Annotated in this window: 11 protein-coding genes; 4 read left to right on the top strand and 7 right to left on the bottom strand. The window is 71.7% G+C overall.

Features of this window, described 5'->3' with window-relative positions:
* The first annotated feature begins 24 nt into the window (after nucleotides 1-24).
* Nucleotides 25-2451 carry a glycoside hydrolase N-terminal domain-containing protein gene (locus tag AB0B61_RS23505; RefSeq protein ID WP_358435357.1) on the top strand — a complete coding sequence of 809 codons (2427 nt, stop codon included), beginning with the start codon at nucleotides 25-27 and terminating at the stop codon, nucleotides 2449-2451.
* A gap of 3 nt (nucleotides 2452-2454) precedes the next feature.
* Here AB0B61_RS23505 and AB0B61_RS23500 read toward each other — a convergent pair whose 3' ends face one another.
* The gene (locus AB0B61_RS23500; RefSeq protein ID WP_358435354.1) at nucleotides 2455-3270 is read right to left on the bottom strand and encodes an SAM-dependent methyltransferase; all 816 of its coding nucleotides are present in this window, start codon (nucleotides 3268-3270) and stop codon (nucleotides 2455-2457) included.
* 189 nt (nucleotides 3271-3459) lie between these two features.
* Here AB0B61_RS23500 and AB0B61_RS23495 point away from each other — a divergent pair, with 189 nt between their 5' ends.
* Nucleotides 3460-5046 carry a Coagulation factor 5/8 type domain-containing protein gene (locus AB0B61_RS23495; RefSeq protein WP_358435352.1) on the top strand — a complete coding sequence of 529 codons (1587 nt, stop codon included), beginning with the start codon at nucleotides 3460-3462 and terminating at the stop codon, nucleotides 5044-5046.
* A 192-nt stretch (nucleotides 5047-5238) separates the two neighbouring features.
* On the opposite strand, the gene AB0B61_RS23490 is transcribed toward AB0B61_RS23495, so the two are convergent.
* A complete protein-coding gene (locus tag AB0B61_RS23490; protein ID WP_358435608.1) occupies nucleotides 5239-8442 on the bottom strand; it encodes a BTAD domain-containing putative transcriptional regulator in 3204 nt (1067 codons plus the stop codon).
* Between the two features lie 185 nt (nucleotides 8443-8627).
* Here AB0B61_RS23490 and AB0B61_RS23485 point away from each other — a divergent pair, with 185 nt between their 5' ends.
* Both AB0B61_RS23485 and AB0B61_RS23480 read left to right on the top strand, forming a co-directional pair.
* Entirely contained in the window at nucleotides 8628-9941 is a 1314-nt protein-coding gene (locus AB0B61_RS23485; RefSeq protein WP_358435349.1) for a hemolysin family protein, read from the top strand.
* Complete coding sequence (locus tag AB0B61_RS23480; RefSeq protein WP_358435347.1) at nucleotides 9938-10957, top strand: hemolysin family protein; 1020 nt, start codon at nucleotides 9938-9940, stop codon at nucleotides 10955-10957. The genes AB0B61_RS23485 and AB0B61_RS23480 overlap by 4 nt, the downstream gene beginning before the upstream one ends.
* 6 nt (nucleotides 10958-10963) lie before the next feature.
* On the opposite strand, the gene AB0B61_RS23475 is transcribed toward AB0B61_RS23480, so the two are convergent.
* The 5 genes from AB0B61_RS23475 to AB0B61_RS23455 form a co-directional block, all read right to left on the bottom strand.
* The gene (locus AB0B61_RS23475; RefSeq protein ID WP_358435344.1) at nucleotides 10964-11401 is read right to left on the bottom strand and encodes a hypothetical protein; all 438 of its coding nucleotides are present in this window, start codon (nucleotides 11399-11401) and stop codon (nucleotides 10964-10966) included.
* 315 nt (nucleotides 11402-11716) lie between these two features.
* On the bottom strand, nucleotides 11717-12970 hold the full coding sequence (locus AB0B61_RS23470) for an amidohydrolase family protein (RefSeq protein ID WP_358435342.1): 1254 nt from the start codon (nucleotides 12968-12970) through the stop codon (nucleotides 11717-11719).
* Nucleotides 12967-13776, bottom strand: a complete 810-nt coding sequence (locus tag AB0B61_RS23465) for an ABC transporter ATP-binding protein (RefSeq protein WP_358435339.1) — start codon at nucleotides 13774-13776, stop codon at nucleotides 12967-12969. Before AB0B61_RS23465 ends, AB0B61_RS23470 begins: the two co-directional genes overlap by 4 nt.
* Nucleotides 13769-15475: a dipeptide/oligopeptide/nickel ABC transporter permease/ATP-binding protein gene (locus AB0B61_RS23460; RefSeq protein WP_358435336.1), complete on the bottom strand. Its 1707-nt coding sequence runs from the start codon at nucleotides 15473-15475 to the stop codon at nucleotides 13769-13771. The genes AB0B61_RS23465 and AB0B61_RS23460 overlap by 8 nt, the downstream gene beginning before the upstream one ends.
* Nucleotides 15462-16517, bottom strand: a complete 1056-nt coding sequence (locus AB0B61_RS23455) for an ABC transporter permease (protein ID WP_358435333.1) — start codon at nucleotides 16515-16517, stop codon at nucleotides 15462-15464. Before AB0B61_RS23455 ends, AB0B61_RS23460 begins: the two co-directional genes overlap by 14 nt.
* Nucleotides 16518-16519 lie beyond the last annotated feature (2 nt).

The following is a 16519-nucleotide window of genomic DNA, read 5'->3' as shown; positions in this document are numbered from 1 at the left end:
CCTCCGATGTATAGGTGCGTTTTGATGAGAAGACGGTTTCTGGCAGGGCCGATCGTCCTGGTTCTCGGTGCGGCGCTGACCGTGGTCCCGGCCGCACAGGCGCAGGCTCGTGAGCCCGCCGCGGAGCCGTACACGCTGTGGTACGACGAGCCCGCCCCCGACACGAACGAAGGCTGGGAGACGCGGTCGCTGCCGATCGGCAACGGGGCCATGGGCGCGACCGTGTTCGGCGGGGTGGGAACCGAGCGGCTGCAGTTCAACGACAAGACCCTGTGGACCGGTGGCCCCGGCGTGGCCGACTACAACTTCGGCAATTGGGATGCCCCGCGACCCGGCGCGCTGGAGGCGATCAGGGAGCGGATCTGGAAGGAGGGCGGCATCCCGCCCGAGGACGTCCTGGCCGCGCTCGGGCTGAAGTCGGACACGCCGCGCCAGCGCCGGTTCGGCGCGTACCAGAGCTTCGGCGACCTGCGGCTGGCCTTCCCCGGGCTGCCCGAACAGACCGGCGACTACCGCAGGCGGCTCGACATCGCGCGCGGCGTGGCGGGCGTGTCGTTCACAACCGGCGACGTCCGCCACACCCGCGAGTACTTCGCGTCCGCGCCCGCGGGCGTGATCGTGGCCCGGCTCGCCACCGACCGGCCCGGCGGCGTGACCTTCACCGCCGGCATCGCCGTGCCGGCCAACCGCTCGGTGAGCGCCACGGCCGAGCGCGGCCGGCTCACCGTCAAGGGGGCGCTGACGAGCAACGGGATGGCGTACGAGGCCCAGCTGCGGGTGCTCAACCAGGGCGGCAGCCGGACCGACAATCCCGACGGAACCGTCACCGTGACAGGCGCGGACTCGGTGGTCCTCATCCTCGGCACCGGCACCGACTACGCCGCCGACTACCCCACCTACAAGGGCGAGGACCCGCACGGCAAGCTCACGGCGCGGGTCGACGCCGCCGCGCGTCAGGGGTACACCAGGCTGCTGGCCGCGCACCGGGCCGACCACGCCGCGCTGTTCGACCGGGTACGGCTGGACCTGGGCGGAAGCCTGCCCGCCATCCCCACCGACGAACTGCTCGCCCAGTACGGCAACGGCGCGAACCCGGCCGCCGACCGGGCGCTGGAGCAGCTCTTCTACCAGTACGGGCGCTACCTGCTCATCGCCTCCTCCCGCCCCGGTTCGCTGCCCGCCAACCTCCAGGGCGTGTGGAACCTCCTGGAGGCCCCGCCGTGGCAGTCGGACTACCACCTCAACATCAATCTGCAGATGAACTACTGGCCCGCCGAGATGACCAACCTGGCCGAGCTGGCCCGGCCGCTGCACGACTACGTGAACGGGCTGCGCGAACCCGGCCGGGTCACCGCCAAGCAGATGTACGGGGCGCGCGGCTGGGTCGCCCACCACGCCTCGAACATCTTCGGCAACACCGGCGCCTGGGACCATCCCGCCTACTTCTTCCCCGAGTCGGGGGCCTGGCTGTCCGAGCAGCTCTACGACCACTACCGCTTCACGCTGGACGAGCGCTTCCTGAAGCGGACCGCGTACCCGATCATGAAGGAGACCGCGCGGTTCTGGCTCGACTTCCTGCGGACCGACCCCAGGGACGGCCGGCTCGTCGCCATCCCCAGCCGCTCCCCCGAGCTCGGCCCGGCCACGGCGGGAGCGTCGATGTCGCAGGAGATCCTCTTCCAGCTGTTCACCGACCTGCGCGAGGCCGCGGGGCTGGTGGGCGACCGTCAGCAGGCGGCCGCGGCCGCCGACGTGCTGGCCAAGCTGGATCCCGGTCTGCGGGTCGGCCGGTGGGGGCAGCTCCAGGAGTGGAAGGCGGACATCGACGACCCGGCGGAGACCCACCGGCACGTCTCCCATCTGTTCGCGGTGCATCCGGGGCGGCAGATCTCCCCGCGTACGACGCCGGAGCTCGCGGCGGCGGCCAAGGTCTCCCTCAACGCCCGCACCGACGTGGGCACCGGGTGGAGCAAGGCGTGGAAGATCAACTTCTGGGCTCGGCTGCTCGACGGCGACCGCGCGCACAAGCTGCTGCGCGACCAGCTCCAGACCAGCACGCTGGCCAATCTGTGGGACACCCACCCGCCGTTCCAGATCGACGGGAACTTCGGCGCGACCTCCGGCATGACGGAGATGCTGCTGCAGAGCCACCTCGGCGCGATCGACCTGCTCCCGGCGCTGCCCGCCGCGTGGGCGGAGGGCCGGGTGACGGGCCTACGTGCCCGTGGCGCGCACACGGTGGGGCTGAGCTGGGCGTCCGGGCGGCTGTCGGCGGCCCGTCTGACCTCCGACCAGGGCGGCGAGGTCAAGCTCCGCAACGACGCGTTCCGGGGCGGGGTGCGGGTCACGGCGGGGCACGGTCGTCCGGTCGCGTACAGGGTGGACGGAGACACCGTGACATTCCGGGCGCGGGCCGGTGATGACTACCGGATCGACGTTCTCAGCCGGTAGCCCCTAGGGGCCGGCCTTGCGGCCGACACCGACCATCACCCACGCCTTCTCCGGTCTCTCGGACTGGAAAGGGCTGTCGGGCCGCCACTCCCGGACGTACACCAGCCCGGGTTCGACCAGTTCGAGCCCGTCGAAGAAGGGCAGCACCGTCTCGCGCGTACGGGCGCCGCCTTCGGCGTGGCCCAGCATCCTCCGGTAGAGGGCGACGATCGGCTCCGCCACCTCCGGGCGGGAGTCGAAGACGACGTGCGTGATGACGACGTGGCTGCCGGTCGGCAACGCGTCACGCAGCTCGGCCACGTGCCGGAAGGGCTCGTGGCCGTCCGGGATGTACTGCAGGACGCCTAACAGCAGCACCGCCACCGGCTGGTCGAGGTCGATGACCGCCCGCAGGTCGGGGTCGGCCAGCAGCTCGGCGGGATGCAGGATGTCGCCCTTGACGACGCCGGTCCCGGCGCCCCGGGCCAGGATCGCGCGGGCGTGCGCGAGCACCACCGGGTCGTTGTCCACGTAGGCCACGCGGGCGTCAGGGGCGAGGGATCGGGCCAGTTCATGGGTGTTGGGTTCGCTGGGGAGCCCCGAGCCCAGGTTGATGAACTGGGTGATGCCCTGCTCCACGAGAAACGGGATCACCCGCCCCTGGAACGCCTGGTGCTCCTGCGCCATGACGCGGACCTCCGGCGCGGTGGCCAGCACGGCCTCGGCCGCCTCCCGGTCCACGGCGAAGTTGTCCTTGCCCCCGATGAAGTAATCGTGCATCCGGGCGAGGTTCGGTGTGCTGGAGTCGATTCCTGCGATCCACCGGGCCTCGTCACTCATGCGGCGTCTCCTCCACTGTCGAATAGCTCTTTGATTATGCCCAACGACAGCAAGCTACGCCGAACCTGCAAAGACCGGACATTGCGCATCGATCAGCGGTAATGAGATGTGCTCACGTTTGGGCCTTGTTGGAGCGGCACAGGCGGCGGATGCTGACGGCAGGCCCCCCAGCCGTGTGAGGTGTCCGTGATGCGTCGCCGATCCATCGCCGTCGTCCTCCTCCTTCTGACCGCCTTACTGGCCCCGCCGGGGGCCAGATCGTCGGCGGCGTCATCACCAGCGGCGGTGTCCGATGTGCGTGGGTTCGTCGACGCGCACAGCCACCTGTTCTCCTACGAGGCGTTCGGCGGCATGTTGCTGTGCGGGAAGCCGTTCGACCCCGGCGGCATCTCCCGCGCCCTGGCGGACTGCCCCGATCACTATCCCCACGGCGAGCTGGCCTGGTTCGAGAACTTCACCCGGACCGGCTCAGCGACCGGCACCCACGACCCGGTGGGCTGGCCCACGTTCCGCGACTGGCCGGCGCACGACTCGCTGACCCACCAGCAGGCGTACTACACGTGGGTGGAGCGGGCCTGGCGCGGCGGGCTCCGGATCATGGTCAACGACCTGGTGGCCAACCGCCAGCTGTGCGCGATCTACCCGCTGAGGAAGAACTCCTGCGACGAGATGGCCACGATCAGGCTGGAGGCACAGCGGGCCCGTGAGCTGCAGGACTACATCGACGCCCAGTACGGCGGGCCCGGCCGGGGCTGGTTCAGGATCGTGCTCGACCCGGCCGAGGCCAGGCGGACGGTCGAGGCGGGCAAGCTCGCCGTCGTTCTGGGGATCGAGACCTCCGAGCCGTTCGGCTGCCGCCAGATCCTCGGCATCCCGCAGTGCACCCAGGCGCAGATCGACCGAGGGCTGGACGAGATGTACGCGCTCGGCGTACGGAGCATGTTCGTCTGCCACAAGTACGACAACGCCCTGTGCGGCGTTCGCTTCGACTCCGGCACGCAGGGCGCCATCGTCAACCTGGGCAACCTGCTCAGCACCGGCTCCTTCTGGCAGGCGCGCACCTGCACCGGGCCCGCGCACGACAATCCGATCGACCCCGGCGGCGTCCTGCCCGACCAGCTGGCCGGACTGCTGCCACCGGGCGTCTCGCTGCCGATCTATCCCCCGGCGCCGCACTGCAACACCAGAGGGCTGACCGCCCTGGGCGAGTACATGGTCAAGGGGATGATCCGCCGGGGCATGCTGGTGGAGCTCGACCACATGAGCGCCAAGGCCGCCGGCAGCACGCTCGCCATCCTCGAGGCGGCCGGCTACCCGGGCGTGATCTCCTCCCACAGCTGGGCCGACCCGAGCTACTTCGACCGGATCTACGCCCTGGGCGGGATGATCACGCAGTACGGGCACGACGCGCGGGACTTCGTCGCCGAGTGGCGCCGTACCCAGCCGCTCAGGCAGGCCCACCAGATCCCCGGCTACGGCTACGGCCTGGACGTCAACGGCCTGGGCCGGTTGCCCGCGCCTCGGACCGGCAACGCCGCGAACCCGGTGACCTACCCCTTCACGTCCTTCGACGGGAGCGTGTCCCTGGATCGGCTGCGTACCGGCGACCGGGTCTGGGACGTCAACACGGACGGCGTCGCCAACTACGGCCTGGTGCCGGACTGGATCGAGGACATGCGGATCATCGCCGGCCCGGACATCGTGCGGGACATGGCCGCGGGCGCCGAGTCCTACCTGCGCACCTGGACGGCCGCCGCGGCCCGCCGCATCCCGTAGCCACCGCTACTGGTCACCGGGGCGGTGGTCGCCGGTCAGCGGCAGGTCCTTGCCGGGCCGCCGCTGGAGGTCCCTGCGGGGACACCCTGTCGTGGCAGAGGTCCCCATGGAGGGAGACGGTCCGTCACGGCAGGGGCCTCTGCGGGGACACCCTCTCCGGGGGGAGAGGGGCGAACGGTCGTGGACATCGCGCTAGTGGCCGCGTACGGCCTGGATCGCGGCGTCGCGTGTGAGCGCGGCGCCACGGTCGTAGGCCGTGGCGAAGGCCGCCTCGCCGAGGAGGGCGCGGGCGCGTTCGGTGGGCCGCAGCAGGTTGTCGAACCCGCTCAGGTCCGTCGTCCCCCGCAGCGCGGTGGCCAGGCCGAGCAGGTGGGCGGCGCGCCCGGGGTCGCCGTCGGCCAGGGCGAGCGCGGCGCGCAGGTGTGCCGCGTCGGCCAGGGTCGGCATGTCCACCGCGTCGGCGGCCAGCTCGATCGCGGTGTCCAGCAGCGGCCGGGCACCGTCCGCGTCGTCGTCGAGCAGGGCGGCCATGGCCCGGTAGCAGCCGGCCGACGCCCGGACCGGAGAGTGGAGGGCCATCGCCTCCACCGCGTCGAGCTCGCGCCGGGCGGCCGCCCGCTCGCCGCTTCTGAGCAGGACCTCGGCCCGCGCCAGCCGGATGTACTCGACGCCTTCCTGCTTGCGCAGCTGCTCGGCGAAGTCCCAGGCCGCTCGCATGTCGCTCTGGGCCCGGTCGAGCTCGCCCAGCCGCGCGCGGGTGATCGCCAGGCCGGCCAGGATGGCCGCCTGATCTTCGAGGATGCCGAGCTCGCCGGCCAGGCGGAGCGCCTCCAGCCGCGCGTCGATCGAGGCGCTCAGGTCGCCCTGGCGGGCATGGTGCTCGGCCAGTACGCGTAACGCCGAGGACAGGGCCCAGCGTTCGCCGAGGACCTCCAGTCCTCGGCGGGCCTCGTCCAGGAGGGAGAAGGCCCCGGCGACGTCGCCCTCGGACTCCGCCACGATCGACCGCATCATCAGCGTCGTCGCGCGCTCCCAGCCGGTGAGCCGCGGCAGCAGCCGATCGGCCGAACGAGCGGCGCCCACCGGATCGCCCAGCCAGATGGGCGCGAAGAGCAGCAGAACCCACCCGGACGCCTCGTCGCCCAACCGGTCACGCAGCTCGAGGCCCGTGTTCATCGCCTGCTGGGCCGCCTCGACCGCGCCGAGCCCGTGGTGGGCGAACGCCTCCAGCACCAGCCGCACCGGGCGCTGGGCGTCGGGCACCTCGCCGGGCAGGTCGAGGACGCCGCGCGCCCAGTGCATGCCCTCGAGGGACCTGCCCTCCAGGTACCAGAACCACCAGACGGCCGCGAGGAGCCGTACGCCCAGCTCCGCGTCCCCGGCCTCGGCCGCGAGCCGCAGCGCGGCCAGGAGGTTGTCGTCCTCGGCCCGCAGCCGCGCCAGCCAATGGAGCTGATCCGCCTTGCGCAGCTCGGGGTCGGCGGTCTCGGCGAACCGGAGGAAGTGGCGGGCGTGCCGGTCGCGGACGGCCCGGTCCCGCCCGGCTTCGGTCAGCCGCGCCATCCCGTACGACCGGACGGTCTCCTGCATGCGGTAGCGCTCGCCGGACGGCTCGACCAGGGACTTGTCCACCAGGGCGGTGAGGACGTCCAGCACGTCGGCGGCGGCCGGTCCGCTGATCTCCACGAACCCGCCGTCAGCGGTGTCCGATCCGCTGACCCCTACGAACCCGCCGTCAGCGGCACGCGGTCCGCTGGCCCGTTGGGACGTGCCGGCGGCATGTCCGCTCACCGCTTCGAGCGCGTCCAGCGTGGCGCCGCCCGGGAAGGCGGCCAGGAGCATCGCGAGCTCGCGTTCGCGGCCGGACAGCAGATCCCAGCTCCAGTCGACGACCGCCTGCAACGTCTGATGCCGGGGCAGGGCCGTCCGGCTGCCGCTGCTGAGCAGGCGGAATCGGTCGTCCAGCTTGGCGGCGATCTGCTCGACGCTCAACGCGCGCATCCGCGCCGCGGCCAGCTCGATGGCCAGCGGCATCCCGTCGAGCCGTCCGCAGATCTCGACGACCGTGCCGGTGTTGTCCTGGTTCAGCACGAAGCCGGGGCGGACCAAGGCCGCGCGCTCTACGAAGAGCCGCACGGCCGGATAGGACTGCGGATCCCGGACCGCGGCCGCCGGCCACTCCAGGGGCGGGATGGGATAGAGGCTCTCCCCCGCGATGGCCATCGACTCCCGGCTGGTCGCCAGGACGCGCAGGTCGGGGCAGGCACCGAGCAGCCGGTCGGCCAGGTGCGCGACGGCCGCCACGACGTGCTCACAGTTGTCCAGGACGAGCAGCACCCGCCGGTCGTCCAGCTCCTCGGCCAGCCGGTCCAGCGCCTCGGCCAGCCGGTCCGTGTCGTCGGCGGGTGCGGGCTCGAACCAGCCGGAGGCTCTGGCGCCGATCGCCGTGAGCACCGCGTGGGCGACGTCGAGCGGCTCGGTCACCGCCGCCAGCTCGACCAGCCAGACGCCGTCGGGGGCGAGCTCGGCGGAGCGCTGGGCGACCTCGGTGGCCAGCCGGGTCTTGCCCGCGCCTCCCGGCCCGACGACGGTGACCAGACGGGCGGCTTCCAGCGCCTTGGCCAGTTGCGCCAGCTCCTCCTCCCGGCCGACGAAGCTGGTCACCTGAGCGCGCAGATTGGTACGCCGGGTCCGGCGCCGGGGCTGGTGCCGAGGGTCGTGCCGGAGCAGGCTCAGGTGGACCTCGGCCAGCTCCGCCGACGGGTCGACACCCAGCTCGTCGGCCAGCGTGCGCCGGGTCCGCTCGTAGGCGGCCAGCGCGTCCGCCTGCCGTCCGGCCGCGTAGAGCGCGCGCATCAGCAAGCCCTGCAGGCGCTCGCGCAACGGGTGGGCGGCGGCCAGCGGGCGCAGCTCGGCGAGCACGTCGGTGCCTTCGGCGAGTTCGAGCTCCAGCCGTTGTTCGGCGGCCGACAGGCGCAGCTCGGTCAGCCGTACCGCCTCGTGGGCGGCGAACGGCAGGTCGGCGAGATCCGCGAGCGCGGGCCCGCGCCACAGGCCTTCGGCCGCACGCAGCGCCGCGAGGTGGCCGGCGCTCGCCAGCCTCTCGAAGCGCGTGACGTCGACGTCGTCGGGCTCGATCGCCAGCCGGTAGCCGGGCGGCAGCGACTCGATCGTCGCGGCGCCGACCAAGCGGCGGGTGCGGGAGACCAGGGCCTGCAGGGCGTTGGCGCTGGCCGCCGGCGGCTCATCGCCCCAGATCGCCGCGATGAGCGCCTCGGCCGGCACGACCCGACCGGCCTCCAGCGCGAGCCTGGCCACCAGCGCGCGCAACCTCGTCCCCGGGATCTCGATCGGACGGCCGTCGTCGGCCCGCATCTCGAACGGGCCCAGCAACATCACACGCACGCCCCAAGCTTGCCACCCGCCGGGCAGCGCCCGTCCCCGACGCCAGCGGGTGCCGGTCGTCGCGCCGCATCGCCTCCCGCCGCTGCCGGACGTTGCGCCGCATCGCCTCCCGCCGCTGCCGGTCGTCGCGCCGCGTTGGCTTCCACCAGTCGTTCGCCGGTGCTAGCTTTCGCCCCGTGATCCTGAATGTGGTCTTCCTGCTCGGGGCGCTGGCCTTGATCGTGGCCAACGGGATCTTCGTCGCGGCGGAGTTCTCCCTGGTGACCGTCGAGCGCGTACGAGTCCATCAGCTGGCGGAGTCCGGCGACCGGGGCGCGCAGGGGATCGAGGCCGCGGTGCGGCGGCTGTCGTTCCACCTGTCCGGGGCGCAGCTGGGCATCACCGTCACGTCGTTGCTGCTCGGCGTCGTGTCCGAGCCCGCCATCGCCGGCCTGCTGGAGCCGCTGCTGGGCGGCGTCCCGGCCGCTCCCGGCATCGCCGTCGCCCTGGCGATCGTCATCTCCACGGTGGCGCAGATGGTCCTGGGCGAGCTGGTGCCCAAGAACGCCGCCCTGTCGAGGCCGATGGCCGTGGCCAGGGTGGCGACGCCGCCGCAGCGGGTGTTCTCCGCCGCGTTCGGGCCGCTGATCAAGCTGTGCAACGCGGTGGCCAATGGCATCGTCCGCTGGCTGGGGGCCGAGCCGCAGGAGGAGCTCGCCTCGGCCCGTTCCCCCGAGGAGCTCAGCCTGCTGGTCCGGCTGTCGGCGGAGGCGGGAGTGCTCCAGCCGAGCACCGCCGCCATGCTCCAGCGGGCCCTGCGCTTCGGCGGCAAGAACGCGGCGGAGGCGATGACCCCCCGTACGGACTGCGTGACCATAGCCGGATCCACCAGCGTCGCCGAGTTCCTCAGGCTGGCCCGCCGCACCCGGCATCTGCGCATCCCCGTCTGCGGTACGGAACTGGACGACATCCTCGGCGTGGCGAGCGTGCCGCGCGCGTGCGCCGTTCCGGAGGAGGAGCGGGAACGGACGCCGGTGGCCGCGATCGTCAGGCCGGCGGTCCAGGTGCCCGAGTCGGTGAGCCTGGAGGTGGTCCAGGAGCGGCTCAGCTCGGCGGGCGTCGAGATGGCCGTGGTGATCGACGAGTACGGTGGCTTCGCGGGCGTCGTCACCGCGGAGGACCTGGTGGAGGAGCTGATCGGCGACATCGCCGACGAGTACGACCTGCCGGAGGAGGAGTCGGCCGAGCCCGCGGCCGAGCTGCTCGCGCCGGGCGCCTCGGTGAGCGTGCCGGCCGTGCTGACGGCGGACGAGGCCGAGGAACGTACCGGCTTCCGCATGCCCGAGGGGCCCTACGAGACGCTCGCGGGGCTGGTGCTGGCCCGGCTCGGCCGCATCCCCGATCCGGGCGACGAGGTGGAGGTGGGCGGATGGACGCTCCGGGTGGAGGCCATGCGTAGCCGGCGGATCGAGCAGGTCACTCTCACCGCGCCGAGGCGGGAGCATTCATGACCGTCACCGATGGCCTGGCCCTCGTGCTGCTCCTGGCCGTCAACGGGTTCTTCGTGGGCGCCGAGTTCGCCCTCATCTCGGCGCGCCACACCCAGATCGAGCCGCAGGCGCGGGCGGGTTCGCGCCGGGCGCAGGCGGTGCTCGCCGCCATGAACACGGTGCCCACGATGCTCGCCGCGGCGCAGCTGGGCGTGACGCTGGCCTCCCTGATGCTCGGCGCGTTCGGCGAGCCGGTGGTGTCGCGGGCCGTGGAGCCGCTGTTCGCGGCCGTGGGGCTGCCCGAGGAGATGGTGCATCCGGTCGCCTTCACGCTGGCGCTGCTCCTGGTGGTGTCCGCGCATGTGATCATCGGGGAGATGGTGCCGAAGAACCTGGCGCTGTCCGGCCCGGACACGGCGGCGCTGTGGCTGGTGCCCCCGTTGTTCGTCCTCGCCCGGGCGATCGGCCCGCTGCTCACGTTGATCCAGGCCATGGCGGGCACGGCGCTCCGGTTGCTGCGGATCCCGCCGGCCGACGAGATCCACACCGTCTACACCTCGGCGGAGCTGCCGGTGCTGATCGAGGAGTCGCGCCGGCACAAACTGCTGCGGCAGGACGAGCGGGACCGGATGATCGCCACGCTCGCGTTGCACGCCCGGCCGGTGGTCACGGTCATGGTGCCGATCGGCGAGGTGGTGAGCGTCCCCGCGACGATCGACAGCCTCGGGCTGCAGGAGTACTCGGGCCGCCACGGGCACTCCCGCTTCCCCGTGCACGGGGACAGCCCCGCCGAGCTGCGGGGCTACCTGCACATCCTGGACGCGCTCAACGGGCACGGCTCCCGTCAGCCGCTGCCGATCCGCGCCCTGCCGCTGATCGCCGGCACGGCGACGCTCGCGGACGTCCTGGCGACCATGCGTCAGCGCCGCGCTCAGCTCGCCGCCGTGACCGGCGACAGGGGGCAGGTGCTCGGCGTGGTCACCTTGGACGACGTGCTCAGCGGGATAGTTCGCCAGCCTTCCCGAGGTCCCTCATGACGGTGATCAGGGCATCTTGTACTCCGCCGCCTTGCCGCAGTAGCTGACCCCGATCGGCGAGCCGCTGAACCGGCACACCTGTACGACCACGCGATCGATGACGGCGACCCCTGCCGGATCTGACAGCGAGAAGGAGAGCGGGACCTGGGCGTCGTCCGCCTTGTAGGTCTCCGAGTCGACGAGGGTGGTGCCCTTGTAGGCGTTGAAGACGGCGCTGGAGTACATGCCGTCCCGAGAGCAGGGCGAGAGGGCGGCGTCATCGGACAGGTACCCGACGACCTTGACGCTCGGCCAGTCCAGCGTCCCTTCGGTGATCCCGCGAAAGCATGAGTCGCCGGAGTCGGCGTAGAACCTCACCGCCGCCTGGGCCGACGCCACGGGCTGGACCGCCAGCAGAGCGGCGGCGACCAGGGCGCCCAGCGCCAGGTGAACAGGTAAACGCATGCGATTTGACCCTTCCCTGTCATGGTGATCCGAGCCCTCATCGTGAACGACAGATCCGGGCCGCGCCACCCCCTCATGCGCGTACACCGCATCCTCGCCTCGATCGCGACTCTCACCGCCGCCGGTCACACCGTCACCCTGGTAGAGCCGATGAGCGCATCGCCTCGCCGAACGACGAACACCCTGACGATCTGTTCGCACCGGTCGTGGTACGCAGCGCGGCCGCGCAGGTCGCTGACCGGATCGTCACGGCTATCTAGGGCCACATGGACGAGGCGAGGCTGGTGATCCAACCCCTGACTCCACCCAGCGGAGTCAGCCGGCCGTCCCGAGCTTATTCATGATGTCGTCCTTCATGACGACGCCCGCCTGCATCACGATCTCGATGTGCGCGGGATCGGCCAGCGCGTGGATGTCGCGCAGCGGATCGGCGTCGGTGACCACGAGATCGGCGAGCTTGCCCGTCTCCAGCGTGCCCACCTCGTCGGCGATGCCGAGCGCCTCGGCCCCGGTCCGGGTGCCCGCGACCAGGGCGTCCATCGGGGACATGCCGAGCTCGACGAGGTAACCGAGCTCGCGCAGGTTCCGCGCGTGCGGGCAGACACCGGCATCCGTGCCCAGAGCGATCTTGGCCTTGCGCGCGATCGCGTGGCCGATGTTCTTCTTGGTGATCTCCGACCACTTCACCTTCTTGGCGTAGTGGTACGGCTGCATCTTCTCCTTGTCGATCGCGAACACGGTCGACAGGGTCGGGACGAGGAAGGCGCCGCGCTCCTCCAGGAGATCGAGGCCCTCGTCGTCGATGCCGTACCCGTGCTCGACACTGGTCACCCCGCCCCGGAGGGCGGTCAGGATCCCTACGCGGCCCTGCGCGTGCGCGGCGACCGGCTTGCCGCCGTGCCGGTCGAGCTCGTCGACGATCGCCCGTACCTCGTCCAGGCGCAGGCCCTCGTCGTCGGGATGGTCGTGCCTGCTGCCCATGCCACCGCTGGTGCAGATCTTGACGAGGTCGGCCCCTTGGCGGAGCACCCGGCGCGTCGCCTGGCGGACCTCGTCCACGGTGTCGGCCAGCTCGACCAGCTCGGGCACCGTGTAGGCGACCTCTCCGCCGGGCACATGGAAGTCCCCGTGGCCCGCCGTGTGACTGATCGGGCTGACCGCCAGCTTCAGCCGGGGGCCGGCGATCAGCCCGCGCTCGATCGCCTCGCGAAAGCCCAGGGACAGCCCGCCGAGATCGCGCGCGCTGGTGATGCCCGCCTCGAGCGTCTCCCGGATCCGCGCGGCGGACTCGAGGTGGATCAGCGCCGGGTCGTTCTGCAGGCGGTGGTACGGCCCGTTCGCCAGGGCGAACCCCAGATGCACATGACAGTCGATGAATCCGGGCAGCAGCGTCCGCCCCCGCAGATCGCGCACGTCCGCGTCGCGGCCGTCCGGGGCCTCGGCCGCCCGGCCGACGAACCCGATGACACCGTCCGAGGTCACCTCCAGCACACCGTCCTCGATGGGCGGCCCTCCGGTGCCGTCGATGATCCTGACGTTGGTGAGCCGAAGATTGCGCTGCAGCCTCAAGAGGCGTCCTTCCGTGGCCTGGGCCGGATGTCGAAGCCTGGTGCGCCCGGCACCGAGTCGAGCAGGGCGCGGGTGTACTCGTGCCGCGGGCGCTGATACAGATCCGCCGCCGGGGCCTGCTCGACGATGTCGCCGTGGTAGAGCACCACGACCTCGTCGCTCACGTGCCGGATGACGGCGAGGTTGTGCGAGATGAACACCATGGTCAGATCGAGTTCGCGGCGCAGGCTCGCCAGGAGGTTGAGGATCTCCGCCTGGACCGAGACGTCGAGCGCCGAGGTGATCTCGTCGGCGATCACCACCTCGGGCCGGATCATCAGGCCACGGGCGATCGCGACCCGCTGCCGCTGCCCCCCGGAGCACTCGTGGGGATAGCGGTCGATGGTGTCGGCCGGCATCCTGACGGTCTCGAGCCAGTGGACGATCTCGTCCCGGTGTGTCCTCACCTTCGCCCGGCGCGGGTCCACGGCCTCGGCGAGCGCCTCCCCGATCGTGCGGCGGGGATCGAGCGAGGAGTAGGGGTCCTGCGGGATCATCTGGACCTTCCGCCGCATCGCCCGGCGGTCCGCGCCTCGTGCGGAGGACACGTGCACGCCGCCGACCTTGACGCTGCCCGCCGACGGCCGGACCAGCCCGACCAGCGCCTTGGCCAGCGTCGACTTGCCCGATCCTGACTCTCCGACGATGCCGACCGTACGGCCCCGGGCGACGTCCATCGAGATGCCGTGCAGGATGCGCGTCGCGTTGCCGCCCCAGCCGTAGCCCACCTCGAGGTCGCGGACCTCGACGGCGATCGCCTCATCCATGCGAGTGCTCCTTCGCGTGCTCCGGGTCGCCGGGCCGGTCGGCCACGGGGCCGTCGATGTCGGGTGCGGCTTCCAGGAGTGTCTTGGTGTACGGGTGGCGGACGGTCTCCACGGCGAGGTCCGCCGCGGCGATCTCCTCCACGATCTCCCCGTGGTACATCACGAGGACGCGGTCGCACAGCGCGCGTACCACCCCGATGTCGTGCGAGATGAACACGATGGAGGCGCCGAACTCGCTGTTGACCCGCTTGAGCTCGCGCAGGATCTCGGCCTGGACGGTCACGTCCAGGGCCGTCGTCGGCTCGTCGGCGATGATCAGGCGCGGCTCGACGGCCAGCGCGGTCGCGATCATCGCGCGCTGCCGCATGCCGCCCGAGAGCTCGTGCGGGTGCTGCTTCATGCGGTGCTCGGGCCTGGTCATCTGGACCACCTTGAGCGCGTCGAGCACGCGCTGCCTGGCCGCCTGCGCGCCGAGGCCCTTGTGGGTACGCAGCACCTCGGTGAGCTGGCCGCCCATGCGGAGCGCGGGATTGAACGTCGAGCCCGGGTCCTGGTAGATCAGGCTGACCGCCTCGGCCATGAGCGCCGGCGCGACGGGCCGGCGCAGGTCCAGGTCGCCGATGGCCATGCGGGCGGCCGTCGAGGTCAGGCCGTCCGGCAGGAGTTGCGCCAGCGACATCGCGGTGAGGGTCTTGCCCGAGCCGCTCTCGCCCACGATGCCGACGATCTCACCGCGCCTGATGCCGAAGGAGATGCCCTTGACCAGCGGTTCGTCGCCCGAGTGGATCCACAGGTCGCGGACGTCGGCGAGGTGGTCGCTCTCCGGCACCGCCGTGTCCGGGCCGGCGACGGGTGCTGTGCTCCGGCCCGTCGCCGTACGCCCGCGCGGGTTCGCCGCCGCCGCGAGTCCGTCACCGATCAGGACCGCGCCCAGCCCGGTCAGGATGACGAGGGCCGCCGAGCCGGCCATCTGGAACGGCCGGCCCGCCAGGAGCGACGGCAGGGCCTCGTTCAGCAGCTTGCCCCAGTCGTAGGAGGGCGACTGGACGCCGAGGCCCACGAACGACAGCGCGGAGATGGCCGTGAGCGTGGCCGCGAACGTCGAGGCCGACAGCACGAGCAACGGCTCGGCCATGTTGGGCAGCATGTGCCTGATCGCGATCCGGCCGTGGCTGACGCCCAGGAGGCGGGCGGTCGAGACGTACTCCTGCTGGGAGACCTTCGCGGCGAGGTTCGCGGTGAGGCGGGCGAAGTACGGGATGCCGGACAGGCCGATGGCGATCACCGCGGAGGAGCCGCCCGCGCCGAGCACGGCCGCCACGACGAGCGCGAGGAGAAGCCCGGGGAAGGCCACCATCGCGTCGATCACCCGCAGGCAGACCTCCCTGACCCGGGGCGGGACGAGCCAGACGCCCGTACCCAGGACGACACCGAGGACGACCGCTATGGCCGTCGCGCCGACCGTCATCAGCAGGGTGAGGCGGGTGGCGACCAGGCTGCGCAGCAGGACGTCGTGGCCGGCCGCGTCGGTGCCGAGCGGGTGATCCGCCGAAGGCGCGGCGAACCGCGGGCCCAGCGCGTTCGCCTGGCCGGCGAACAGGATCGGGGCCAGGACGGCGATCAGCACGACGCAGCCCAGCACGCCCACGCCGAGCACGAGCCCGGGGTTCCAGCGGCGCGAACGGCTACGCGGAGACATGCGACCCCCCGAGGGTCCGTGGGTCGATCAGTCCGAGCAGGACGTCAACGAGGAGGTTGATGATCGCGGTGATCATGCCGATGACGAGGACCATGCCTTGGATGACCGGATAGTCGCGGTCGAGGATGGCCTTGATGATGCCGCTGCCGAGACCCGGCAGCGCGAACACCGACTCGATGATGATCGCGCCGCCGACCATGCCGGTCAGGATCAGCCCGCTCAGGGTGAGCGTGGTGGTGAGCAGGTTCGGCAGCGCCCAGCGGACGTGGCGCCGCAGGACGGGCAACCGCCAGCCCCGGGCCGTCCGCATGTAGTCGGTCTCCAGCACGACCGCCATCTCGCGCCGGACGACACGGGAGATCGTGCAGATCGGGCCGATCGAGATCGCCACGACCGGGAGCACGAACGACGCGGCCCCGAAGCGGGGTGTGTAGGCCGGTGGGAACAGCGGCATCAGCCCGATGCCGAGAGCGAACGTCACGACCAGGAACGACGCCATGATGTAGCCGGGAATCGAGTCCAGGAAACCGGTGATCATGCCGAAGGTCACGTCCAGCCACTTGCGCCGCCCGCCGCGCGTGAGCACCCCGATGACCATGCCCAGCGGGACCGAGATCACCAGGACCACGAGGATGCCGGTCACCGCGATGGTCGCGGTGAAGGGCAGGCGGTTCACGATGAGCGCCGACACCGGCTGCCGGTACATGAAGGACGTACCGAGGTCTCCGGAGAAGACGCCGCCCACGTGGTCGAGGAATCGCTCCCAGATCGGGCGATCGAGTCCGAGCTCGGTCCTGATGCGCTGGATGTCAGCGAGATCGGCGTTGGCGCCGGCGATGCCGACCGCCGGATCACCGGGGATGAGCTGGACGATCAGGAACGACACGACCAGCAGCGCGACGAAGATCACCACCAGGCTGGCGAGCCGCCGCACGGCGAACCGGAGCCAGGCGGAGGAGATCCGCGTCGGACGCTGCCGTGCTCCGGTCAGGGGGTCCGGTGGGGGGACTCCCAGAGCACGCGTGGAATCGAGAGAAGCCATGA

Origin of the sequence: Nonomuraea sp. NPDC049158 (assembly GCF_040648335.1) — a bacterium.
GTDB lineage: Bacteria > Actinomycetota > Actinomycetes > Streptosporangiales > Streptosporangiaceae > Nonomuraea.
Note: the sequence above shows the minus strand (reverse complement) of the source record. Positions and strands in the feature narration are given on the sequence as shown.